This is a genomic window from Micromonospora sp. CPCC 206060 (assembly GCF_036906895.1).
Taxonomy (GTDB): domain Bacteria; phylum Actinomycetota; class Actinomycetes; order Mycobacteriales; family Micromonosporaceae; genus Micromonospora.
Map to the genome: position 1 here is coordinate 18,146 of NZ_JBAKHU010000010.1, position 22,016 is coordinate 40,161.

General features: G+C 72.8%; 23 protein-coding genes and 1 tRNA gene. 9 read left to right on the plus strand and 15 right to left on the minus strand.

Translation table 11 applies throughout. The annotated features are described in order from the left end of the window. Nucleotides 1-5: 5 nt before the first annotated feature. Together V6U90_RS10180 and V6U90_RS10185 are read right to left on the minus strand one after the other, a co-directional pair. A complete protein-coding gene (locus tag V6U90_RS10180) occupies nt 6-419 on the minus strand; it encodes a PDGLE domain-containing protein (protein WP_334433849.1) in 414 nt (137 codons plus the stop codon). Continuing rightward, complete coding sequence (locus V6U90_RS10185; protein WP_334433851.1) at nt 416-1,132, minus strand: energy-coupling factor ABC transporter permease; 717 nt, start codon at nt 1,130-1,132, stop codon at nt 416-418. Before V6U90_RS10185 ends, V6U90_RS10180 begins: the two co-directional genes overlap by 4 nt. A 177-nt stretch (nt 1,133-1,309) precedes the next feature. Between V6U90_RS10185 and bcp the strand changes: the two genes are divergently transcribed. The 3 genes from bcp to V6U90_RS10200 all read left to right on the plus strand — a co-directional run bounded on the left by bcp (nt 1,310) and on the right by V6U90_RS10200 (nt 2,859). After that, nucleotides 1,310-1,786, plus strand: a complete 477-nt coding sequence (bcp, locus tag V6U90_RS10190; protein ID WP_334433853.1) for a thioredoxin-dependent thiol peroxidase — start codon at nt 1,310-1,312, stop codon at nt 1,784-1,786. An 81-nt stretch (nt 1,787-1,867) separates the two neighbouring features. Continuing rightward, nucleotides 1,868-2,788, plus strand: a complete 921-nt coding sequence (locus V6U90_RS10195) for an HNH endonuclease (protein WP_334433855.1) — start codon at nt 1,868-1,870, stop codon at nt 2,786-2,788. Beyond that, nucleotides 2,774-2,859: transfer RNA gene (locus tag V6U90_RS10200), tRNA-Leu, on the plus strand. The genes V6U90_RS10195 and V6U90_RS10200 overlap by 15 nt, the downstream gene beginning before the upstream one ends. 135 nt (nt 2,860-2,994) lie before the next feature. On the opposite strand, the gene V6U90_RS10205 is transcribed toward V6U90_RS10200, so the two are convergent. Further along, nucleotides 2,995-3,810, minus strand: a complete 816-nt coding sequence (locus tag V6U90_RS10205; protein WP_334433857.1) for an MOSC domain-containing protein — start codon at nt 3,808-3,810, stop codon at nt 2,995-2,997. 48 nt (nt 3,811-3,858) lie between these two features. Continuing rightward, nucleotides 3,859-4,692: an O-methyltransferase gene (locus V6U90_RS10210; RefSeq protein ID WP_334433859.1), complete on the minus strand. Its 834-nt coding sequence runs from the start codon at nt 4,690-4,692 to the stop codon at nt 3,859-3,861. 67 nt (nt 4,693-4,759) lie between these two features. Between V6U90_RS10210 and V6U90_RS10215 the strand changes: the two genes are divergently transcribed. From V6U90_RS10215 to hutH, 6 genes are all read left to right on the plus strand, one after another. Continuing rightward, complete coding sequence (locus V6U90_RS10215) at nt 4,760-5,617, plus strand: MurR/RpiR family transcriptional regulator (RefSeq protein WP_334433861.1); 858 nt, start codon at nt 4,760-4,762, stop codon at nt 5,615-5,617. Nucleotides 5,618-5,640: 23 nt separating this feature from the next. Further along, entirely contained in the window at nt 5,641-7,290 is a 1,650-nt protein-coding gene (gene hutU, locus V6U90_RS10220) for a urocanate hydratase (RefSeq protein ID WP_334433863.1), read from the plus strand. Then, nucleotides 7,290-8,480: an allantoate amidohydrolase gene (locus V6U90_RS10225; protein ID WP_334433865.1), complete on the plus strand. Its 1,191-nt coding sequence runs from the start codon at nt 7,290-7,292 to the stop codon at nt 8,478-8,480. Before hutU ends, V6U90_RS10225 begins: the two co-directional genes overlap by 1 nt. 160 nt (nt 8,481-8,640) lie before the next feature. After that, the gene (locus V6U90_RS10230) at nt 8,641-9,963 is read left to right on the plus strand and encodes a formimidoylglutamate deiminase (RefSeq protein WP_334433867.1); all 1,323 of its coding nucleotides are present in this window, start codon (nt 8,641-8,643) and stop codon (nt 9,961-9,963) included. Then, entirely contained in the window at nt 9,960-11,138 is a 1,179-nt protein-coding gene (gene hutI, locus V6U90_RS10235) for an imidazolonepropionase (RefSeq protein ID WP_334434042.1), read from the plus strand. The genes V6U90_RS10230 and hutI overlap by 4 nt, the downstream gene beginning before the upstream one ends. Beyond that, complete coding sequence (gene hutH / locus V6U90_RS10240) at nt 11,126-12,664, plus strand: histidine ammonia-lyase (protein ID WP_334433869.1); 1,539 nt, start codon at nt 11,126-11,128, stop codon at nt 12,662-12,664. The genes hutI and hutH overlap by 13 nt, the downstream gene beginning before the upstream one ends. A gap of 200 nt (nt 12,665-12,864) precedes the next feature. On the opposite strand, the gene rdgB is transcribed toward hutH, so the two are convergent. The 11 genes from rdgB to V6U90_RS10295 form a co-directional block, all read right to left on the minus strand. Further along, a complete protein-coding gene (rdgB, locus tag V6U90_RS10245) occupies nt 12,865-13,494 on the minus strand; it encodes an RdgB/HAM1 family non-canonical purine NTP pyrophosphatase (protein ID WP_334433871.1) in 630 nt (209 codons plus the stop codon). Beyond that, on the minus strand, nt 13,491-14,216 hold the full coding sequence (gene rph / locus V6U90_RS10250) for a ribonuclease PH (protein ID WP_334433873.1): 726 nt from the start codon (nt 14,214-14,216) through the stop codon (nt 13,491-13,493). The genes rdgB and rph overlap by 4 nt, the downstream gene beginning before the upstream one ends. Nucleotides 14,217-14,448: 232 nt before the next feature. Continuing rightward, nucleotides 14,449-15,252 (minus strand): hypothetical protein, encoded by an 804-nt coding sequence (locus V6U90_RS10255; protein ID WP_334433875.1) that lies wholly within the window; start codon nt 15,250-15,252, stop codon nt 14,449-14,451. A gap of 96 nt (nt 15,253-15,348) precedes the next feature. Then, nucleotides 15,349-16,491: a glycosyltransferase family 4 protein gene (locus V6U90_RS10260; protein ID WP_334433877.1), complete on the minus strand. Its 1,143-nt coding sequence runs from the start codon at nt 16,489-16,491 to the stop codon at nt 15,349-15,351. Nucleotides 16,492-16,569: 78 nt separating this feature from the next. Continuing rightward, nucleotides 16,570-17,316, minus strand: coding sequence for an MBL fold metallo-hydrolase (locus tag V6U90_RS10265; protein ID WP_334433879.1), 747 nt, complete (start codon nt 17,314-17,316; stop codon nt 16,570-16,572). Nucleotides 17,317-17,491: 175 nt separating this feature from the next. Beyond that, complete coding sequence (locus tag V6U90_RS10270) at nt 17,492-18,457, minus strand: PLP-dependent cysteine synthase family protein (RefSeq protein ID WP_334433881.1); 966 nt, start codon at nt 18,455-18,457, stop codon at nt 17,492-17,494. 10 nt (nt 18,458-18,467) lie between these two features. Next, nucleotides 18,468-18,839, minus strand: coding sequence for a MoaD/ThiS family protein (locus V6U90_RS10275; protein ID WP_334433883.1), 372 nt, complete (start codon nt 18,837-18,839; stop codon nt 18,468-18,470). 70 nt (nt 18,840-18,909) lie between these two features. Beyond that, the gene (locus V6U90_RS10280; RefSeq protein ID WP_334433885.1) at nt 18,910-19,398 is read right to left on the minus strand and encodes a M67 family metallopeptidase; all 489 of its coding nucleotides are present in this window, start codon (nt 19,396-19,398) and stop codon (nt 18,910-18,912) included. 102 nt (nt 19,399-19,500) lie between these two features. Next, on the minus strand, nt 19,501-19,995 hold the full coding sequence (locus V6U90_RS10285; RefSeq protein ID WP_334434044.1) for a DUF2017 domain-containing protein: 495 nt from the start codon (nt 19,993-19,995) through the stop codon (nt 19,501-19,503). A gap of 25 nt (nt 19,996-20,020) precedes the next feature. Continuing rightward, on the minus strand, nt 20,021-20,311 hold the full coding sequence (gene clpS / locus V6U90_RS10290; RefSeq protein WP_334433887.1) for an ATP-dependent Clp protease adapter ClpS: 291 nt from the start codon (nt 20,309-20,311) through the stop codon (nt 20,021-20,023). 150 nt (nt 20,312-20,461) lie between these two features. Continuing rightward, nucleotides 20,462-21,952, minus strand: a complete 1,491-nt coding sequence (locus V6U90_RS10295) for a hypothetical protein (RefSeq protein ID WP_334433889.1) — start codon at nt 21,950-21,952, stop codon at nt 20,462-20,464. Nucleotides 21,953-22,016 lie beyond the last annotated feature (64 nt).

Here is a 22,016-nt window from a genome sequence, read left to right on the forward strand (position 1 = left end):
GACGCCTAGCCCGCCGCGCCGACGCGGGCACCGGTGCCGGTACCGCTGTCGGTACGGTCACCGGCCGGCGCACCGGCGTCCGTGCCGTTGCGGCGGCGGGCCAGCCAGAACAGGCCGCCCCCGACGGCGAAGGTGAGCAGCACGCCGATCACCCCGGACAGGCCGGTGGCCAGGTACGGGTTGTCGATGCCGCGCAGCCCGTAGTCGGCGAACGGACTGTCCGCCAGCTCGTGCTCCCGGCTGGCCTGGGCCGGGCAGCTGCCGCCGGTGATGTTGTCCTCGGCGTCGAAGGTGCAGCCGGCCCGCAGTGAGGAGTCCAGCCCGTCCGGGTGCGGCGAGGCGAAGTTGCTCACCACCCCGGCGAGCAGCAGGGCGACCAGCAGCCCGCCGACGAGGAAACCCCAGGAACGCTTCTTCACCGCACACCTCCGACGGCCGGGACGGAAACGGGCCGCGTCAACCGCTGGCCGCGCAGGGCGTACACCAGGTCGGGCCGGACCTTCGCCACGGTCACCACCGTGGTGGCGGTGATCAGGCCCTCGCCGACCCCGATCAGCAGGTGGGACCCGGCGAGCGTGGCGGCCAGCCCACCGAGACCGTTGCCCAGGTCGGTGGTGCCGCCGAGCCAGTACTGGAGGACGAAGCCCTGCGACGCGACGACGACGCTGACCACTGCGGCCACGAACGCGGTCCCGGCCAGTCCGGTCGGGGTACGCGGCAGCACCCGCAGCAGCAGCGCGATCAGCAGGTACGCCGCAGCGGTACCGAGGATCGCCATGTTGGTGATGTTCAGCCCGAGCATGGCGACGCCGCCGTCGCCGAAGACCAGGGCCTGCACGATCAGCACCACGGCCACGCAGAGCGCACCCACCCAGGGGCCGACCAGGATCGCCGCGAGCGCACCACCGAGCAGGTGACCGCTGACCGCGCCGGTGAAGATCGGGAAGTTGAGCATCTGGACCGCGAAGATGAACGCGGCGACCAGCCCGGCCATCGGGGCCAGCCGGTCGTCCAGGTCACGCCGGGCCCGGAGGACACAGAACGCCAGCACAGCGAGAGCGAACGCCGCGAAGACCGCGGCGACGGGACCGTCGATGATCCCGTTCGCTATGTGCATCGCCAGGGTTTCCATCCGACCTCCCGCAGCGCAGCCACCGACGGCGGACGCACGTCGACCGACTCAGGGTATTGGGCGCACCTGGTTGTTGCCAATCCTTTGCAACTAGGCGTTCCGTTGATCACTCCGAGCCAGCCCGCCAGGCGGCGCGGTCACCGGCTGGTACCCCGGGCTCGGCGGTAGATTTCCCGCATGACCACGCCTGTCCGCCTCAGCCCCGGCGACCCCGCGCCCGACTTCGCCCTGCCCACCGACACCGGCGAGACCCTCACCCTGGCCAGCCTGCGCGGCCGACGGGTCATCCTGTACGCGTACCCGGCCGCGATGACCCCGGGCTGCACCAAGCAGGCCTGCGACTTCCGCGACTCGCTGGCCTCGCTCCAGGCCGCCGGGTACGAGGTGGTCGGCATCTCGCCGGACAAGCCGGAGAAGCTGGCCACCTTCCGCGAGCGCGACGCGATCACCTTCCCGCTCGTCTCCGACACCGACCGGAGTGTGCTCACCGCCTACGGCGCGTACGGCGAAAAGCAGTCCTACGGCCGTACGGTGACCGGGGTGATCCGGTCCACCTTCGTCATCGACCCGGACGGCACAATCGAGCGGGCGCTGTACAACGTCAAGGCGACCGGACACGTGGCCAAGTTGCGCCGGGACCTCGGGCTGGACTGAGTCGGCGCGCCACCCGGTCGCCCCGACCGGGTGGCGCCGCCGTGACCCGGCACTGTCGTACCACCCGGTTACGGTGCGCGCATGGTCCGGTACCGGTACACGCCCGAGATGCTCCGGGCCGCAGTCGCGGCATCGACGAGCGTGGCGGATGTTCTCCGTTACTTCCAGTTGGCACCCAGCGGCGGATCGCACGCCCATCTCCGACGTCGGATCGCCGAACTGGGCATCGACACCTCACACTTCTCTGCGCGGCCACGTGGTGCAGGGCCCCGGCGGCGCCTGGCTGCGGCAGAGATCCTGGTACTCGGGGACCCGCTCCGGCGGCGGGCCCGACCGGAACTGCTCCGACGGGCGCTCATCGAGCACGGCATGCAGCATCGCTGCGCGTCCTGCCACCTCGGTCCATCATGGAACGGTCAACGGCTCACCCTGCACGTCGACCACATCAGCGGGGAGAGCTGGGACTGCCGGCCGGGCAACCTGCGCCTGCTCTGCCCGAACTGCCACAGCCAGACGGCAACCTACGCGGGACGTAACCGCCGGAGGCTCGGCGTGGTCACCGGCACGGTGGACGGCAGCGGATCCGATCCGGCCAGCCTGGACGGCCGGGAGCGGCGCCGGCAGGCGGTGCCCGAGACCGAACTGGTCGAGGTGCTGCGCCGGGTCGACCGGCAGGAACTGACCGCCGACGCCGCCGCTCGACTGGTCGGATGCCATCCTGCACACCTGCACCGCATCCGGAGCCGGCTGACCGAGGCCGGTGTACTCGATCCGCGACCGGGCGGACGGCGGTGGCGTGCCGCCACCCGTCGCGACACGGTGATCCGTTATGCCCTGGCCCACCCCGAACTGGGGCCCAAGACCATCGCCCGCCGGCTGCGTGAGCTACCCGGCGGCTGCCTGGTGAGTCACGGAACAGTTTCAAATATCCTGCGAGCCGCTGGCCTGAACACAGTCGCCGCCCGACGCTCTAGACTCGTCAGGTCGGCGGGAGTGGCGTAATGGCAGCCGCGGCAGGTTTAGGTCCTGTTGTCCGGAAGGACGTAGGGGTTCGACTCCCCTCTCCCGCACCAGTTTCTCGTTAACACGATCACAACCAGCCCTGGAGCGCCGGTCCGGTCGGACAGGACCCAGTGCAGCCGTCGGGGCCGCGCTGGGTCCTGTCCGACCGGCGGCTCAGGCCGTACGGGCTCCGGCTGACCGGTGACTCAGGGAACGGGCTCGACCGGGTCGCCGCACCGGACGGTACCGGTGCCGTCCGGGATCAGGTACACCCCGAAGAGCAGGTCCTGCCCGAACCTGCGGCGGTCGGCGAGAATGCGCAGCGGCTGCCGGCCCTTCACCCCGGTCTCCTGGTCGACCGTGGTGACCACGCACCGGTCGCAGGGCTTGACCACCCGGAAGACGACCGGGCCGACGCGCAGCCGGCCGCCGAGCCAGCCGTCCTCGGCCCAGGGTCCGGCACCGTCGACCACCAGGTTCGGTCGGAACCGGGTCATCGGCACCGGTTCCGCACCGGTCCCCGCCAGCGCGGTGTTCAGGTCAGCCAGCGAGCCGGCGTTGGCCAGCAGCAGCGGGTAGCCGTCGGCGAAGCTGACCCGGTCGGCCGGGGCGCCGTACTGCTGGTTGACCGGGCGGGCGGTCGCCGGCTCGTCGAGCCAGACCAGGCGCACCGGACGCCCGAACAGGGCGCTGAGCCAGGCGTCGGCGGCCTCCCCAGCGAACCGGACGGGTACCGGCGGCCGGTGGGTGAAGACCCGGACGTCCAGCCGGTCACCCGTGGCCGGCTCGGGAACGTCGAGGGTGGCCCGGCCGGCGGCGCGCAGGCTGAGCCCGCCCGGGTGCACGGTCGGTCGGAGCAGGACGAGCCCGGGTAGTTCACGCTGGGTCACCCCGAGCAGGTCGGGGCCGACGACCATCCAGCGCCGGTCGCCGGCCAGGCCCCACCGCTCGACCGGGGCCGCATCGTGGTCGAGCCGGTGGCCACCCTTGACCGGGTACGTGTGGATCGAGGCGACACGCATCCGGTCAGGGTGTCACGTCAGGTCGGCGCCCCTGCGGGGGACACCGGGTCACCAGGCGGCGCCGATGCCGTCCCCGGGGTACCAGTGGTTGGCCGGGGTCTCCCGGTAGGCGAGGAACCGCCGGCCGGTGCGTTCGGCGTGATTGGCGAGGACGTTGGTGGTGGTGACGTTGTCGGTGAGCAGCAGCGCGCCGGGGGCGAGTTTGCCCTCCACCGCATCGAACTCCCGCTTCTCGTGCTCCCGGCTGTGGTCGCTGTCGTGCAGGAACAGGTCTACCGGCCGGTCGAGTGCCTTGATCGAGGCGATCGAGTCGCCGATGACCAGGTCGATGACCTCCGACCAGGGGGCCACCTTGGCCAGGTACCCGGCCTCGGGGTTGATGTCCAGGGAGGTGACCCGGCCGGGGTGCCCCTCGGCGGCGTTGCGCAGCAGGGCTGCGGCGAGCACACAGCTGCCCAGCCCCTTGTCCACCCCGGTCTCCACGATGTGCTGGGGCTTTCGGGCCCGCACGATGGCGTACCAGCCGATCCTGCGGGCGTAGCGCACCTGCCGGTCGGCGAGGCCGCGCCGGTCGGCGCTGGCGATGGCCTGTTCGAGGTGCCGGCGCAGGGTGTCGTCGGACTCGATCTCGCCTAGGTAGGTCCGGACCTGCGCGATCGGTACGTCGCAGATGAGGCTGACGAACCAGGCCAGGTGGCTACGGCTGAGGGTGGTGAGGTCGTAGGTGTAGTTGTGATGTTCCCGCGAGGTGACCAGCCACCGGGCGGAGACCTTGAGCACCTTGGCGTTGTGCTTGCTCACCCGGAGCATCCGTTTGGGGAACGCCGCGACCGGGGCCAGCCGGGTACGACTGATGGCACGGCGAAGCTTCGTTGCGTCCACGACAGGGTTCTTACCACTTCTTCCGCCCCCCATTGCCAATGAATGTTTTCATGCATACAGTCACGGCATGAATGACGAGGTCATCATCTCGGCTGCACCGCCGGACCGGGTGCTGGACCTCTTCGGCGGCATCCGGCTCACCCCGACCCAGCGGCGCATCGCGCACTGCCTCGTACAGCACGCCGCGTCGGCGGCGTACCTGTCCGCCGCCGAGGTCGCCGACCTGGCCCAGGTGAGCCAGCCGTCGGTGACCCGCTTCGCGATCGCCCTCGGCTACGACGGCTACCCGGCACTGCGCCGCCGGCTCCGCGAGATCACCCTCACCGACCCGGGCACCCCGGCGGAGGCCGGTAACGAACTCCAACGGGCGGTACGCGCCGAGAGCGCCAACCTGGACCGGCTGGCCGAGCAGCTCGCCGATCCCGGGCGGATCGCCGAGGCCGGCGGGCTGTTGGCGGCCAGCCGGCCGCTGCCGGTACTCGGGCTGCGGGCCGCCGCCCCGCTGGCCGCCTACTTCGCGTACTTCGCCGCCAAGGTGCACCCGGACGTGCGGGTACTGGACACCGGTGGGAGCCTGCTCGCCGACCGGCTGGAGCAGGCCCGTGCGGCCGGGGCGACCGCGCTGCTCGCGATGGTGCTGCCCCGGTACCCCCGGGAGAGCCTGGACGCGCTGCGCGAGGCGCGCGACGCCGGGCTACGGATCGTCGCGATCACCGACTCGCCGGTCAGCCCGGTCGACGAGTACGCCGAGATCGTGCTCCCCGCCTCGGTCGGCGCCCATCTCGTCTTCGACCTGCACACCGCACCGATGGCACTGGCCATGGTGCTGCTCCAGGCGATCTGTGACGCCGCCCCGGCCGACGCGCAGCGCCGGCTGGAGGCGTTCGAGTCGTCCGCCGCCCGCCGCCAGTTGTTCCTGAGCTGACCTCACCACAGAAGGAGTGCCCGATGTACCAGCCGGTCCGCGCCGCGCACGGCACCGCCCGCACCGCCCGGGGCTGGGCGCAGGAGGCCGCCCTGCGGATGCTGATGAACAACCTCGACCCGGACGTGGCCGAACGCCCCGAGGACCTGGTGGTCTACGGCGGGACCGGTAGGGCGGCCCGGGACTGGCCGTCGTACCACGCCCTGGTGCGTACCCTGACCGACCTCGCCGACGACGAGACGCTGCTGGTGCAGTCGGGCCGCCCGGTGGGTGTGCTGCGGACCCACGAGTGGGCGCCCCGGGTGCTGCTGGCCAACTCCAACCTGGTCGGTGACTGGGCCACCTGGCCGGAGTTCCGCCGGCTGGAACAGCTCGGACTGACCATGTACGGGCAGATGACCGCCGGTTCGTGGATCTACATCGGCACCCAGGGCATCCTCCAGGGCACCTACGAGACGTTCGCCGCGGTGGCCGCGAAGCGGTTCAACGGCAGCCTGGCCGGCACGTTGACGGTGACCGCCGGCTGCGGCGGGATGGGCGGCGCCCAGCCGCTCGCGGTCACCATGAACAACGGCGTCTGCCTGATCATCGACGTCGACCCGACCCGGCTGGACCGCCGGGTCCGTAACCGCTACCTGGACGAGGTCGCCGGGTCGCTCGACGATGCCGTCGACCGGGTCCTGGCCGCGAAGCGGGACCGGCGGGCGCTCTCCGTCGGGGTGGTCGGCAACGCCGCGACCGTCCTGCCCGAGCTGCTGCGCCGGGGCATACCGGTGGACATCGTCACCGACCAGACCAGCGCGCACGACCCGCTGTCGTACCTGCCCGAGGGGGTGGAACCGGCCGACGCCGCCGACTACGCGGCGGCGAAGCCGGCCGAGTTCACCGACCGGGCCCGGGCCAGCATGGCGAAGCACGTCGAGGCGATGGTCGGCTTCCTGGACGCCGGGGCGGAGGTCTTCGACTACGGCAACTCGATCCGGGGCGAGGCCCAGCTCGCCGGATACGGGCGGGCGTTCGACTTCCCCGGCTTCGTACCGGCGTACATCCGGCCGCTGTTCTGCGAGGGTAGGGGCCCGTTCCGCTGGGCGGCGCTCTCCGGCGACCCGGCCGACATCGCCGCCACCGACCGGGCCATCCTCGACCTGTTCCCGGAGAACGAGTCCCTCGCGCGGTGGATCCGGCTGGCCGGCGAGCGGGTCGCGTTCCAGGGCCTGCCGGCCCGGATCTGCTGGCTGGGCTACGGTGAACGGGACCGGGCCGGGGTGCGGTTCAACGAGATGGTCGCCTCCGGTGAGCTCTCCGCCCCGGTCGTGATCGGCCGGGACCACCTGGACTGCGGCAGCGTGGCCAGCCCGTACCGGGAGACCGAGGCGATGGCGGACGGCTCGGACGCGATCGCCGACTGGCCGTTGCTGAACGCCCTGGTCAACACTGCCAGCGGCGCGTCCTGGGTGTCCATCCACCACGGCGGTGGGGTGGGCATGGGCCGCAGCATCCACGCCGGGCAGGTCACCGTCGCCGACGGCACCGCACTGGCCGGACAGAAGATCGAGCGGGTACTCACCAACGACCCGGCGATGGGCGTCATCCGGCACGTCGACGCGGGCTATCCCGAGGCCCACGCGGTCGCCGAGCGCACCGGGGTCCGCATCCCGATGGCCGAGCAGTGATGGAGGCGGCGTTCCGGAGGCTGTGGGACGAGCTGGCGCCGATCGGCCGGGACGAACGGACCGGCGGCTACCTGCGCTACGCGTTCACCGAACCGGAGGAACGGCTGCGGGACTGGTTCCGGGGGCAGGCCGCCGCCCGGGGCATGCCGGTCGAGACCGACGGCAACGGCAACCTCTTCGCCTGGTGGGGCGACCCGGCCGCCGGGGACGCGGTGCTCACCGGCAGCCACTTCGACTCGGTACCGCAGGGCGGCGCCTACGACGGCCCGCTCGGCATCGTCAGCGCGTTCCTCGCCGTCGACGAGCTGCGCCAGCAGGGCGTGACCCCGACCAGGCCGCTGGGGGTGGTCGCGTTCGCCGAGGAGGAGGGCGGGCGGTTCGGCGTACCGTGTCTGGGGTCCCGCCTGCTCACCGGCGCGCTCGACCCGGCGCGAGCGGCGGCGCTGACCGACCGGGACGGGGTGTGCCTGGCCGACGCGTTCGGCGGGGTACCGGCCGGCGCCCGGCCCGACCTGGTCGCCCGGTTCGGCGCGTTCGTGGAGCTGCACGTGGAGCAGGGCCGGGCGCTGGTGGAACAGGACGCGGCGGTCGCGGTGGCGAGCGTGATCTGGCCGCACGGCCGGTGGCGGTTGGACTTCACCGGCGAGGGCAACCATGCGGGTACCACCCGGATGGCCGACCGCCGCGACCCGATGCTCACCTTCGCGCACACCGTGCTGGCCGCGAACCGTCAGGCCCGGCTGCACGGGGCGCACGCCACCGTCGGCCGGGTCCGCGTCGAGCCGAACGCCACGAACGCGATCCCGTCCCAGGTGACCGGCTGGCTGGACGCCCGGGCCGCGGAGCCGGAGACGCTGGCCAGCCTGGTCGCCGAGGTCCGCGCCGAGGCCGTCGAGCGGGCCCATGCGGACGGCACCGGGCTGACCCTGACCGAGGAGTCGGCGACCCCACTGGTCGGCTTCGACGCCGGGCTGACCGGCCGGCTGCGCGCGCTGCTGGACGTGCCGGTACTGCCGACCGGGGCCGGGCACGACGCCGGGGTGCTCGCCGGGCACGTGCCGACCGCGATGCTCTTCGTCCGCAACCCGACCGGGGTGTCGCACTCCCCCGCCGAGACGGCCACCGACGCCGACTGCGCCGCCGGGGTGGTCGCCCTGGCCCGGGTGCTGGAGGAGCTGACATGCCGATGAGTCGGGAGGCCGCCGGGCCGCCGCGCGCGGGTCGACACCTTCGCTGGAACGCTGTCGAGCTGCTCGTACAGACGGAGCAGGGACCGGCCACGCCCGCAACACCGCCACCCGGACCGGTCACGTCGCTAGCACAGCCGGAGCAGCTCGACAGGGGACGACCATGACGCTCCGCTGGTTCGCCGAGCACGCCTGGCCGGCCGACGCGACCGCACCGGTCGGCGACGTGCTGATCGAGGCCGAAGCCGGGCGGATCACCTCGGTCACCGCCGGGGCCACCGCGCCGGCGGAAGCCGTCCGGCTGCCCGGGCTGACCCTGCCGGGGTTGGCCAACGCCCACTCGCACGCGTTCCACCGGGCGTTACGCGGGCGCACCCACGGCGGTCGGGGTGACTTCTGGAGCTGGCGCGACCGGATGTACGAGGTGGCGACCCGGCTCGACCCCGACACCTACCTGGCGCTGGCCCGGGCCGCCTACGCGGAGATGGCGCTGGCCGGCATCACCTGCGTCGGCGAGTTCCACTACCTGCACCACGGCCCGGACGGGGTGCCGTACGCCGACCCGAACGCGATGGGCGGGTCACTCGTCGAGGCCGCCGCGCAGGCCGGCGTCCGGCTCACCCTGCTGGACACCCTCTATCTCACCGCCGGGGTGGACGGCACCCCGCTGACCGGTACCCAGCGGCGGTTCAGCGACGGCGACGTGGACGGCTGGTCGGCGCGGCACGACGCGCTGCGGGCCCGCCCGCACGCCCGGATCGGCGCGGCCCTGCACTCGGTCCGGGCCGTACCGGCCGACGTGATGGCCACCTTCGCGTACCGCAACGAGGGCGTGCCGCTGCACCTGCACCTCTCCGAGCAACGCGCGGAGAACGCCGCCTGCCTGGACCGGCACGGGCACACCCCGACCGAATTGCTGGCCGACTTCGGGGTACTCGGTCCGATGACGACCGCTGTGCACGCGACCCATCTCACCGACGCGGATATCGCCCTGCTCGGCCGGACCGGCACCGGGGTCTGCCTCTGCCCGACCACGGAGCGGGATCTGGCGGACGGGATCGGGCCGGGCCGGGCGCTGGCCGACGCGGGCAGCCCGCTCAGCCTGGGCAGCGACAGCCACGCGGTGGTCGACCTGTTCGAGGAGGCCCGCGCGGTAGAGCTGGACGAACGGCTGCGCACCGAACGGCGCGGCCACTTCACCGCCGCCGAGCTGCTGCACGCGGCCACCGCCGCCGGGCACGCCGCGCTTGGCTGGCCGGACGCCGGCCGGATCGCCGTGGGGGCCCGCGCCGACCTGGTCACCGTCGCCCTGGACGGGGTACGCACCGCCGGTGTACCGCCGGTCGGGGCGCTCTTCGCGGCGACCGCCGCCGACGTCACGCACGTGGTGGTGGACGGCCGGCCGGTGGTCCGGGACGGCCGGCACGTGTCGGTGGACGTGGCCACCGAACTGCGGGACGCAATCGGGGCGGTGACCGGATGCTGAGCAGCCTTTTGATCGACAACATCGGGGAACTGGTCACCAATGTGGCCGGTACCGGTGAGGGGGGCCGGCTCGGTATCCGGCGCGGCGCGGCGATCCTGGTGGAGGAGGGCCGCATCGCGTGGCTCGGTCCGGCCCGGTACGCCCCGGCCGCCGACCGCCGGCTCGACGCCGAGGGGGCCGCGGTGCTGCCCGGTTTCGTGGACAGCCACGCGCACCTGGTCTTCGCCGGGGACCGGGCCGCCGAGTTCGCCGCCCGGATGGCCGGGCAGCCGTACACCGGCGGCGGCATCCGGACCACGGTCGCCGCGACCCGGGCCGCCTCCGACGACGACCTGCGGGCCACCGTGCACCGGCTGCGTACCGAGGCGATGCGGCAGGGCACCACTACCATCGAGATCAAGAGCGGGTACGGCCTCAACGTCGCCGACGAGGCCCGGTCGCTGCGGATCGCCGCAGAGGTGACCGGGGAGACCACCTTCCTCGGTGCGCACGTGGTGCCCACCGAGTACGCCGACCGCCCGGACGACTACGTGGGGCTGGTCTGTGGGCCGATGCTGCGGGCCGCCGCCCCGTACGCCCGCTGGATCGACGTGTTCTGCGAGCGGGGCGCCTTCGACGCCGACCACGCGCGGGCGATCCTCACCGTCGGGCAGGCCGCCGGGCTGGGTCTACGGCTGCACGCCAACCAGCTCGGTCCCGGGCCGGGTGTGCAGCTGGCGGTGGAGTTGGGCGCGGCCAGCGCGGACCACTGCACGCACCTGTCCACCGCCGACGTCGAGGCGTTGGCCGGTTCGTCGACCGTGGCCACGCTGCTGCCCGGCGCCGAGTTCTCCACCCGGTCGCCGTACCCGGACGCCCGCCGGCTGCTCGACGCCCGGGTGACCGTGGCGCTGGCCACCGACTGCAACCCCGGTTCGTCGTACACGTCGTCGATGCCGTTCTGCGTGGCGCTCGCCGTACGCGAGATGGGGATGACCCCGGCGGAGGCGGTGTGGGCGGCGACCGCCGGTGGGGCGCGGGCGCTGCGCCGCACCGACGTCGGTGTGCTCCGGCCGGGCGCCCAGGCCGACCTGATGATCCTCGACGCCCCTTCCCACCTGCACCTGGCCTACCGGCCAGGGGTACCACTGATCCGCCAGGTTCTGCACAACGGAGTACCGCAATGTCGACCGTGACCGTCCTGCCCACCGGAATCTCCCCCGCCGACGTGCTCGCCGTGGCGCGCGGCCATACGAAGGTCGTCCTGGACACGTCCACCCTGGAGGCGCTGGCCACCAGCCGGGCCATCGTGGACGGTATCGAGCGCGCCGGCCGGCCCGTCTACGGTGTCTCGACCGGGTTCGGGGCGCTGGCCAACACGTTCGTCGCGCCGGAGCGCCGGGCCGAGCTGCAACACGCGCTGATCCGCTCGCACGCGGCCGGGGTGGGTGCCCCGATGCCCCGCGAGGTCGTCCGGGCGATGATGCTGCTGCGGGTACGCTCACTCGCCCTCGGCCACTCCGGGGTCCGGCCGCTGGTGGCCCAGGGGCTGGTGGACCTGCTCAACGCGGACATCACGCCATGGGTACCGGAGCACGGCTCGCTCGGTGCCTCCGGTGACCTGGCCCCGCTGGCGCACTGCGCGTTGGTGCTGCTCGGCGAGGGCTGGGTGCTCGGCCCGGCCGGGGAACGTCTCGACGCCGGCCCGGCGCTGCGGGAGGCCGGGCTCGCTCCGGTCGAGCTGGCCGCCAAGGAGGGGCTGGCGCTGATCAACGGCACCGACGGCATGCTCGGCATGCTGCTGCTGGCGATCGACGACGCCGCGCACCTGTTCACCATGGCCGACATCACGGCCGCCCTGGCGATCGAGGCGATGCTCGGGTCGGACCGGCCGTTCCTGCCGGAACTGCACGCGATCCGGCCGCACCCGGGGCAGGCGGTCTCGGCGGCGAACATCCATCGGCTGCTCCAGTCCTCGAACATCATGGACTCGCACCGGGACGACGTGGCGCACGCCGTGCAGGACGCGTACTCGATGCGCTGCGCGCCCCAGGTGGCCGGGGCCGCGCGGGACACCCTGGCCTTCGCCGGCACGGTGGCCGAGCGGGAGCTGCGCTCGGTGGTGGACAACCCGGTGGTCCTGCCGGACGGCCGGGTGGAGTCGACCGGCAACTTCCACGGCGCCCCGCTCGGTTTCGCCGCCGACTTCCTGGCCATCGCCGCCGCCGAGGTCGGGGCAATCGCCGAGCGCCGGGTCGACCGGCTGCTCGACGTGTGCCGGTCGCGGGACCTACCCGCCTTCCTCACGCCGGACCCGGGGGTGAACTCGGGCCTGATGATCGCCCAGTACACCGCCGCCGGGATCGTCGCGGAGAACCGGCGGCTGGCCGCGCCCGCCTCGGTGGACTCGCTGCCCACCAGCGGCATGCAGGAGGACCACGTCTCGATGGGCTGGGCGGCGACGAAGAAGCTGCGGACCGTCCTGGACAACCTCACCAGCCTGCTCGCGGTCGAGCTGCTGGCCGGCGTACGCGGAATTCAGCTCCGCGCGCCGTTGGTCCCGTCGCCGGCCGGGCGGGCCGCGGTGGCGGCGCTGGTGGGCGTGGCCGGCGAGCCGGGCCCGGACATCTTCCTCGCCCCGGTGATGGAGGCCGCCCGGGACACGGTCCGCAGCCGTGCCCTCCGGGCCGCCGTCGAGCGTGAGATCGGCCCCCTCGGCTGACCCCGCCCCCGCCCCTGGCCCGCATCGCCGGCCCGGCCCCTGGCCCGCCCCGCATCGCCGGCCCGGCCCCTGACCCGCGCCGTTGATCATGAAGTTGTTGTCATCTCCACCGGCGTGTCACGACAACAACTTCATGATCAACCCCCGGGGGCGGGGCGGGTGAGGGCGGGGCGGGTAAGGGTGGGTGAGGGTAGGGCGGGTCAGGGGCGCGCGGGCGGTGCCGGGGGCAGCACCTTGGCGACCAGCTTGGCCAGCTCGCGCAGGGCCTTGCCCCGGTGGCTGACGGCGTCCTTCTCGTCGGGAGTCAGTTCCGCGTTGGTCCGGGTCTGCCCGTCGCCCAGGAAGATCGGGTCGTAGCCGAACCCGCCCTCGCCCCGGGGCGTACGGAGCAGCCGACCCGGCTGCCGGCCGTCGACCAGGTGCTCCTTGCCACCGGGCAGGACCAGGGCGACGGCGCAGACGAAGGCCGCCCCCCGGTGCTCGTCCGGTACGTCGGAGATCTGGGCGAGCACCAGGTCCAGGTTGGCCCGGTCGTCGCCGTGCCCACCGGACCACCGGGCGCTGAACACCCCCGGCATCCCGTTCAACGCGTCGACCGCGAGGCCGGAGTCGTCGGCGATCGTCGGCAGGCCGGTACGCCGGCAGCCCTCCCGGGCCTTGAGTAGCGCGTTCTCCGCGAAGGTCAGGCCGGTCTCCGGCACCTCCGGGTACTCCTCGACGTCGTCGAGGCCGACCAGTGCGATCCGGTGCGCGCCGAGCGCGCCGTCCAGGATCCGCTGCAGCTCGATGAGCTTCTTGCGGTTACGGGTGGCGAGCAGGACCTTGTTCATGACAGTGCCTTCCGCTGGGCCTCGGTCAACTCCATGCAGCCGAGCACGCCCAGGTCCAGCAGAGCGTCCAACTGGTCCCGGGCGAACACCCCGGCCTCTCCGGTCCCCTGCACCTCGACGAAGTCCCCGTCGCCGGTGCAGACGACGTTCATGTCCACGTCCGCCGTCACGTCCTCGGCGTAGTTCAGGTCGAGCCGGGGCTCCCCACCGATGATCCCGACGCTCACCGCCGCCACCGAGCGGTGCATCACCTTCTCCGGCTTGCCGGCGAGGGCCTTCCGCTCGCCCAGCCAGGTCACCGCGTCGTACAGGGCGACGTAGGCGCCGGTGATCGCCGCCGTGCGGGTACCGCCGTCGGCCTGGAGCACGTCACAGTCGAGCACCACCGAGTTCTCGCCGAGCGCCTTCAGGTCGATGCAGGCCCGCAGGCTGCGCCCGATCAGCCGGGAGATCTCATGGGTACGACCACCGATCCGGCCCTTGACACTCTCCCGGTCGGAGCGGGTGGTGGTGGCGCGGGGCAGCATCGAGTACTCGGCGGTGACCCAGCCGAGCCCGGAGCCCTTGCGCCAGCGGGGCACCCCCTCGGTCACGCTCGCGGTGCAGAGCACCCGGGTGTCGCCGAACTCGACGAGCACCGAGCCCTCCGGATGGATGCTCCACTTCCGGGTCAACGTCACCGGGCGGAGTTGGTCGGGCTGCCGCCCATCAGGTCGCGCCATGCAGGAAGCCTAAGTGTTGGCCGTGGGCCGGTTGTCCGGGGTGTCCGTTCCCGACGACCCGGCCGGAACGCCCGACCAAAAAGACCGGCCGGAACGCCCGGCCGGATCGACCGGCGGAAACGTCCTCCCGGAACGACCGACGGGAACGACCGACCGACCGGAACGACCGCCCGGAACGACCGACGGGAACGACCGACCGGAACGACCGACCGGATGCCCGGCGGGAACGGGTTCACCGGTCGCAACGATGGATCGAGGTGTGCACCATGATCTGCCGGTTCTCGATCTTCCCCGGCTCGATCCCCTTGAGCAGGTACGCCTCCACCTCGCAACCTTCGACCACCCAGGTCCAGGTGCAGGTCTGGTCGTGGTCGGGTTTGTCGGCCAGGCAGCGTCCGACGTCCTGCACGGTGGTGTTCGCCAGGCCGGCAGCGGTCAGCCAGGTGTGGATCTTTTCGGTCGGCGTCACCGGGCAGACGCCCTTCTCGCAGGTCAGGTAGTAGACCACGATGAGTGTCCCGGTACCCTCACGGATCTCCGGTTCGCCCCGGGTGAAGCCCTCCGGCACCCGGAGATCACGGAAGATCTCCTGGCGGTGGGCCACCTCCCGCTTCGGCTTGACGTAGCCGAACCAGGCGAATCCGCCGCAGCAGGCGACCAGACCGAACACCACGAGCAGGGCCAGGGTCAGTCCGATCGGGAATCCCCTGCGCCCTCGGGTCGCGGGCGGGGGTGGGAACGGCGGCGCCGGGTAGCCCGCCGGGCCCGGGTGGCCGGCAGCGGGCGGAAACGCGCCCGCCGGGTGCCCGGGAGCCGGTGGGTACGGGCCGGGCGGCGGGTACGGGCCGGGCGGCGGGTACGGGCCGGGCGGCGGGTACGGGCCGGCCGGACGGCCGGGAGCCGGCGGGAGCGGGCCGGCCGGACGCCCGGGAACGGGCGGGAACGGGCCGACCGGGTGACCGCTGGACGTCGGCGGTGCGGGACGACCCGCAGGCCCCTGGTGGGGGCCAGACGGTCCGGCAGAGGGGTGGATCACGCCAAGATCGTAGGACCTCCGGCCGGGCCACGGGTTCCCGTACCCGACCCACCCGGTCCGGCCCCACCCGGCGCCCGGCGGCCCGACGCGCCGGGCTCAGGCGGTCGCCCACCGCCGGGCGGCGGCCGGAGCGACCTGTACCGCCCGGTAGTGGCCGATCAACTCGTCGCCCACCACCGACCAGCTCCGCCGACCCACGGCGGCCCGGGCGGCAGCCCCGTACGCCGCGCGCAGCGCAGGCTCGGCGGCGAGCACGCCCACCGCGCGGGCCAGCGCCGGCCCGTCGCCGGGTGGCACGAGGGTCCCGGTCAGCCCGTCGTTGACCAGGTCCACCGGCCCACCGGCCGCCGGTGCCACCACCGGCACCCCGCTGGCCAGCGCCTCCTGGAGCGTCTGCCCGAATGTCTCATGTGGTCCGGTGTGCACGAAGACGTCGAGGCTGGCATAGATCCGGGCCAGTTCGTCGCCGTGCTGCATGCCGAGGAAGGTCACTCCGGGCAGTGCCCGGACCAGGTCGTCCCGGGCCGGACCGTCCCCCACCACGACCACCCGTACCCCCGGCAGCCGGGAGGTGGCGGCCAGCAGGTCGACCCGCTTCTCCGGGGCGAGCCGCCCGACGTAGCCGACCAGCACCTCCCCGTCCGGGGCGAGTCGGCGGCGCAGCACCGGGCAGCGCCGGTCCGGGTGGAACCGCTCCGCGTCCACGCCCCGGCCCCACAGCCAGATCCGCTCGACCCCGTTGGCGATCAGGTCCGCGGCAGCCCGGGTCGAGGGGGCCAGGGTACGGCGTGCCGAGTTGTGGATCGCCCGGACGCGTCGCCACGCGGCGGCCCCACCCCACCCCATCCGGTAGGCGCGGGCGTACGCGGCGACGTCGGTCTGGTAGACCGCCACCGTGGGCAGTCCGTGCCGCGCCGCCACCGATGCCGCCCGACCACCGAGCACGAACGGACTGGCCAGGTGGACGACGTCCGGGGCGGCGGCGAGCAGGGCCTCGGTCAGCCGCCCGGTGGGCAGCCCGAGGCGGAAGCCGTGGTATCGGGGCACAGGCACGCTGGGGATGCGCACCACCGGGTACGGCTGGCCGTCGAGGTTCGTCCGGCGGGTGCCGGACGGCGCGGGTGCGATCACCACCGGCTGGTGGCCCCGACGGAGGAGATGACCGGCTACCTGTACGACGGAGTTCGCCACACCGTTCACATCCGGTGGGAAGGACTCCGTGACGATGGCGATCCGCATGGCCACACCGTGCGGGTGGTACCGGAGCAGCAGGCGGCCGCCGGTTGACCGGTCGGCGAACGTTGGGCGACGGGACGGTCAGATCTCGTAGCGGGAGCCGGGGCGGACGACCTCCAGCGGGCCGGCGTAGGTGCTGGCGGCGGCGTCGGTGGTCTGCGCCTCACTGCCCCAGGCGGTCACCAGGTGGGTCAGCAGTAACCGGCCCACCTCCGCCTTGGTCGCCGTCTCGCCGGCCTCCCGACCGGTCAGGTGCAGGTCCGGTGGATTGTCCACCCCGTCGAGGTAGCTGGCCTCGCAGAGGAAGACGTCCGCACCGTGGGCCAACCGGAGCAGGGCGTCACAGGGCGCGGTGTCCGACGAGTAGCAGAGCACCCGGCCGGCGTGTTCCAACCGGACCCCGTACGTCTCGACCGGGTGGTTGACCCGGTCGACGGTGACGGTGAACGGGCCGATCGGGAAGGTCCCCGGTTGCAGGCTGTAGAACTGGTAGACATCGGAGACCGCGACGTCGTCCTGGCCGTAGGCGGCGGCGAGCCGGTCCGGCGCCCCGGAGGGCGCATAGACGGGGATCGGCGGGTACGCCCCCTCCGGCGCGTACCGCCGGACCACGACGTACGAGACGGCGTCGAGGATGTGGTCACAGTGCAGGTGACTGAGCAGGATCGCGTCGACGGCGTGCAGGCCGGCGTAACGCTGGAGGGCGGAGAGGGAACCGGACCCGAAGTCCAGCAGGAGTCGGAACCCATCCGCCTCGACAAGGTAGGCGGAGCAGGCCGACTCCGGGCCGGGAAAACTCCCGGCACAACCCAGCACGGTCAGTCGCATCAGGTCGTCCTGTACTCACCAGCGGTGATGGCCGGACCGATCCACGTCCCGTCGATGATCACTACCGACGCATCCGCCACGCTGCGCAGCCTACGCCGGGCCGGGTGTCGGCAAGAATGATCTGAAGCACGTTGTCGCCAAGGTGACACCGACACCTGTCGTACCCGCCCGGCCATCACGCCCAGAGCTGACCGTCCAACGCCTCCTCGGCGTCGGCGAGGGTGCCGCCGTACGCCCCGGTGGACAGGTACTTCCAGCCACCGTCGCACACCACGAAGGCGACGTCGGCGCGGCGGCCGGCCTTGACCGCCTCGTGCGCCACGGCCAGCGCCGCGTGCAGGATGGCACCGGTGGAGAACCCGGCGAAGATCCCCTCCACCTCGACGAGCTGCCGGGTACGCAGTACCGCATCCCGGGTGCCGACCGAGAACCGCCGGGTCAGCACGGTGGCGTCGTACAGCTCAGGGACGTAACCCTCGTCGATGTTGCGCAGCCCGTAGACCAGCTCGCCGTACCGGGGCTCGGCGGCGACGATCTCGATGCCCTCGACCTTCTCGCGCAGGTAGCGCCCGGTGCCCATCAGGGTGCCGGTGGTGCCCAGCCCGGCCACGAAGTGAGTGATGGTGGGCAGGTCCTGCAACAGCTCCGGGCCGGTGGTCTGGTAGTGCGCGCGGGCGTTGGCGTCGTTGCCGTACTGGTAGAGCATCACCCAGTCCGGGTGTTCCGCGGCGATCTGCTTCGCGGTGGCGACCGCCTGGTTGGACCCGCCGGCCGCCGGCGAGAAGATGATCTCCGCGCCGTACATCCGGAGCAGTTGGACCCGCTCGGCGGAGACGTTCTCCGGCATGACGCAGACCAGCCGGTAGCCCCGCAGCTTGGCCACCATGGCCAGGGAGATACCGGTGTTGCCGCTGGTGGGCTCCAGGATGGTGTCGCCGGGCCGGAGCCGGCCGGTGCGTTCGGCCTCGCGGACCATGAACAGCGCCGGCCGGTCCTTGATGCTCCCGGTCGGGTTGCGATCCTCCAGCTTCGCCCACAGCCGCACCGGCGGTGCCCCCTCGGGCACCGTCGGCGAGAGGCGGGGCAACCCCACCAGAGGGGTCCCCCCGCAGGCGTCGAGCAGGCTGTCGTACCGCGTCACGCCGGCCGCCTCAGCGGACGACGCCCGCCGTGCCCACGGCACGGTCGACGGTCGCCGCAGCGGCGGCCCGGTGCCCGATGATCGCCGCAGCCGCAGCGAAGCCGAACGCGCCACCTGCCACGGCCGGCAGGATGGTCACCGTGTCGCCGTCGGAGATCTTGGCGTCCAGCGCACCCAGGAAGCGGACGTCCTCGTCGTTGACGTAGACGTTGACGAACCGGTGCAGCGTGCCGGCCTCGGTGACCAGCCGGCCCCGCAGGCCGGAGAACCGGGCGTCCAGGTCGGTGAGGAGGTCATCCAGGCTGTCACCGGCGCCCTCGACGACCTTGGCGCCGCCGGTGTAGCTGCGCAGGATGGTGGGAACGCGAACCTCGATGGCCATGATGCTGACTCCTAAATGGGGAAGAGGAAGTGCCGGAAGAGGGAACGGTCGTGCCGGGTCAACTGACGGATCAGTTACCGGAACACTCGTAGTCGACCTCGGCCGGGCTCTGCCCGAACATGTAGGACTGGACGGCGTGCGGGTCCACGGTGGCATCCACGATCCGCACCGGCTCCTCGGTGATCACGCCGTCCACGATGCGGAACGAACGGATCTCCTCGGTGTCGGGGTCACGCGTCGAGACGAGCAGGTAGTGCGCACCCGGCTCACCGGCGAAGGCGACGTCGGTACGCGACGGGTACGCCTGGGTCGCGGTGTGCGAGTGGTAGATGACCACCGGCTCCTCGTCGCGGTCGTCCAGCTCCCGCCACACCCGCAACTGCTCCATCGAGTCGAACTCGTAGAACGTCATCGAGCGGGCGGCGTTGACCATCGGGATGTGCCGGGTGGGGGTGTCACTGCCAGCGGGTCCCGCGACCACGCCGCACGCCTCGTCCGGGTGGTCACGACGCGCGTGCGCAATGATCGCGTCGACGATCGACCGGTCGATACTCAGCACGCCTGACAGCGTACCGCCTGACACGACCGGAGCCGACGTGGCCGGCGTCACGAATCCGGAGCGGTACCCGGCCACCCGGGCGCGGGCACCGCGTCGAGCCGCCTAGTCGAGCATGGCGTTGAGGAGGGACTCCTGGAGGTAGCCGAGATAGGCGTAGACGGAGAGCTGGAAGACCCGGTTGGACCCCGGATCGACCAGCATGGCCTCGTCCAGCTCGGCGCCGAGGTCGGTGCCGTCCCGGATCTCCAGACGTACGCCCATCGCCAGCCGCGCGTCGTTGAGCGCCCGTAGCCACGCCTCGGCGGCCTCGGTGTCCAGGCGTACCTCGCCGCCGGCACCGTCGGGCAGGGCGGCCAGGATCGCACCGGCCTGGTCGATCTTGGCAGTCTTCAGGTCGCCCTCGGTGTAGCGGCGGAAGTCCGCCGAGTTGGCCGGGTCCTCCGGGTAGATGTCCGGGAAGAGCCGGCCGACCACCGGGTCGGTGTGGTCGAAACCGTCGGTCAGCAGGCCGACCACCTCGGAGGCGACCTTGCGCAGCACCCGGACCTCGTCGGGGGCGAGGGCGACCACGTACCGGTCGCCCTGCCGACGGAACATACTCACGCCGTCACCTCTCCGCCGGTCACGACCGGTCCACCGTGGCCCAGAGCCCGTACGCGTGGAGCTGCGACGCGTCGTGTTCCATCCGCTCCCGGGCACCGCTGGAGACCACCGCCCGGCCCTTGTGGTGCACGTCGAGCATCAACTCCTCGGCCTTCTCCCGGCTGTAGCCGAACAGCTTCTGGAAGACCCAGGTCACGTACGTCATCAGATTGACCGGATCGTCCCAGACGATCGTCACCCACGGCCGGTCCGGTGCCGGCACCTCATCGGTGGCCGGCGTCTCGACCGGTGCAACCTGCGGAGCCGCCATGCCTCCCATCGTGCCACCGGATCCGGGCCGGTGATGAACCGGAACGCCGCGTCGGCCCGGACCGATCCGCCCGGAGACGGCAGCCGCCCAGCTCACCACGGGTGGCCGGACCGGTCCGACGGTACTGCCCTCGGGCACGGACACCCCTCCCTACGCCAGCAGGATGCCGTGCTCGACGGCGTCGCCGAGCACCGAGGTCAGCGACACCCGGAACGCCTCGAACCGCCGGGACACCTGCCGTTGCAGTTCCAGTTCGATCTCCCGCAACGCCCGCTGGGCCCAACTCCGGGCCTGGCCGACATCGTTGTTGGCGGGGCTGCGCCAGTACTGGTAGCAGCTACCGGAGAGGGCGAGCCCGACGGGTGGCAGGAGCCCGGTCCGGCCGGCCCCGACGAAGGCGGGCAGCGCGTCGGTGGCACCGGGACCGGTGAGCGCCGCCACACCGGCGGTACTGGTCACCAGGAGCACCCGGTCCCGCTCGTGCTCCGTCGGCGGGTCGGCGAATCCCCACTGCACCGCGGTCACCACCCGTCGCCGGACGTCGTCCTCGGCCTGCCGGCCGAGCACCCGGACGAACGCGTCGTCGAGGATCCGGTCCACGGCCCGGTCGCACGCCGTGGTGGCCAGCAGCGACAGGGCGTGCAGCTCCCGGTCGAGCAGGTAGGGCAGGCCGACGCAGCCGGCCCCGAACACGATCTCCTGGACCACCCGCAGGTGGATGTTCGCCAACTCCAGGGCGAGGTCCTGCCGGATCCGCTGGACGTGGGTGCGGACCTCCCGGTCCAGTCGGGCGGCCCAGTCGTCCCGTTCGACACCGGGGCGTACCGGCACCCGGCGGTTGCCGCCGATCCCCGGCGGCGGCTGGCTGCTGGCCCGGCGCAGCCCCTCCTGGGCCGCCCAGTCGACCAGGGCACGGCGCAGCGGGCCGAGATCCGTGGCGTCCGGCGCCAGCCAGCAGGCCCCGGCCAGGGCCGGTACCGCGGACAGCAGCGCCACCCGGTGGGCGTGCAGGGTGATCGCCACCGGATCGAGGTGGCGTTCCGCCGGATCGCCGCCCGGGTCCGGGGTCCAGTCCGGGGTGACCGGGGTGAGCACGAAGAAGACCGCCACCTGCCGGGCCGCGACCTCGGTCAGCAGTTCCAGTTCGGCGGCGGTGAAGGTCTGGTCGGCGGCGGTCACCCAGAGCAGGGCACCGGCCCGGTCCACCACGTCCAGCAGCACCCGGACGGCCGCCGGGCCGAGCTGGTCGGTGTCCGGCGCGTCGATGAGCGAGAAGTGCCGGAGCAGCGGATCCGGGGTGGCGAGCTCCACCCGGCGGGGCGGCCGGGTCAGCACGGGACCGGGACCGAACGGGTCGGCGGTGTAGCCGTACGGCTGCCGCAGGCCGGGCACGTACGCCGTCCGGGTCGGTGTCCGGTCGTGGTGGAGCACCAGGTAGCTGCCGGACGGCACGGTCAGCAGTTCCGGAACGGTGTCGAGCAGTGCGGCGAGCAGCTCCCTGCGGAAGGCACCGGCAGCTCCGACGGCCACCACGGCCAGCGGATCGTCCGGTCCCGGGGCGTTCGGGCCCGACCGGCCGGACCGGAGACCGGGCAGCGGATAGTTGGCGGCGACGATCCGGCGGAGGGGACCGGACTCCATCTCACGGGCCTCCCTGGCGGGACAACAGCCCGGTCGGGAACGGCCGGACTGTGGAAAAGTTCCG

What these genes read in the sequence shown, in the direction of transcription:
- rph (WP_334433873.1), bottom strand. Translation starts at nt 14,216, where the DNA reads ATGGCGCGACCTGATGGGCGGCAGCCCGACCAACTCCGCCCGGTGACG.
- V6U90_RS10265 (WP_334433879.1), bottom strand. Translation starts at nt 17,316, where the DNA reads ATGCGACTGACCGTGCTGGGTTGTGCCGGGAGTTTTCCCGGCCCGGAG.
- V6U90_RS10205 (WP_334433857.1), bottom strand. Translation starts at nt 3,810, where the DNA reads ATGCGTGTCGCCTCGATCCACACGTACCCGGTCAAGGGTGGCCACCGG.
- V6U90_RS10230 (WP_334433867.1), top strand. Translation starts at nt 8,641, where the DNA reads ATGACGCTCCGCTGGTTCGCCGAGCACGCCTGGCCGGCCGACGCGACC.
- V6U90_RS10195 (WP_334433855.1), top strand. Translation starts at nt 1,868, where the DNA reads ATGGTCCGGTACCGGTACACGCCCGAGATGCTCCGGGCCGCAGTCGCG.
- V6U90_RS10295 (WP_334433889.1), bottom strand. Translation starts at nt 21,952, where the DNA reads ATGGAGTCCGGTCCCCTCCGCCGGATCGTCGCCGCCAACTATCCGCTG.
- V6U90_RS10285 (WP_334434044.1), bottom strand. Translation starts at nt 19,995, where the DNA reads ATGTTCCGTCGGCAGGGCGACCGGTACGTGGTCGCCCTCGCCCCCGAC.
- V6U90_RS10275 (WP_334433883.1), bottom strand. Translation starts at nt 18,839, where the DNA reads ATGGCCATCGAGGTTCGCGTTCCCACCATCCTGCGCAGCTACACCGGC.
- V6U90_RS10215 (WP_334433861.1), top strand. Translation starts at nt 4,760, where the DNA reads ATGAATGACGAGGTCATCATCTCGGCTGCACCGCCGGACCGGGTGCTG.
- clpS (WP_334433887.1), bottom strand. Translation starts at nt 20,311, where the DNA reads ATGGCGGCTCCGCAGGTTGCACCGGTCGAGACGCCGGCCACCGATGAG.
- V6U90_RS10185 (WP_334433851.1), bottom strand. Translation starts at nt 1,132, where the DNA reads ATGGAAACCCTGGCGATGCACATAGCGAACGGGATCATCGACGGTCCC.
- hutU (WP_334433863.1), top strand. Translation starts at nt 5,641, where the DNA reads ATGTACCAGCCGGTCCGCGCCGCGCACGGCACCGCCCGCACCGCCCGG.
- hutH (WP_334433869.1), top strand. Translation starts at nt 11,126, where the DNA reads ATGTCGACCGTGACCGTCCTGCCCACCGGAATCTCCCCCGCCGACGTG.
- V6U90_RS10225 (WP_334433865.1), top strand. Translation starts at nt 7,290, where the DNA reads ATGGAGGCGGCGTTCCGGAGGCTGTGGGACGAGCTGGCGCCGATCGGC.
- rdgB (WP_334433871.1), bottom strand. Translation starts at nt 13,494, where the DNA reads ATGAACAAGGTCCTGCTCGCCACCCGTAACCGCAAGAAGCTCATCGAG.
- V6U90_RS10260 (WP_334433877.1), bottom strand. Translation starts at nt 16,491, where the DNA reads ATGCGGATCGCCATCGTCACGGAGTCCTTCCCACCGGATGTGAACGGT.
- bcp (WP_334433853.1), top strand. Translation starts at nt 1,310, where the DNA reads ATGACCACGCCTGTCCGCCTCAGCCCCGGCGACCCCGCGCCCGACTTC.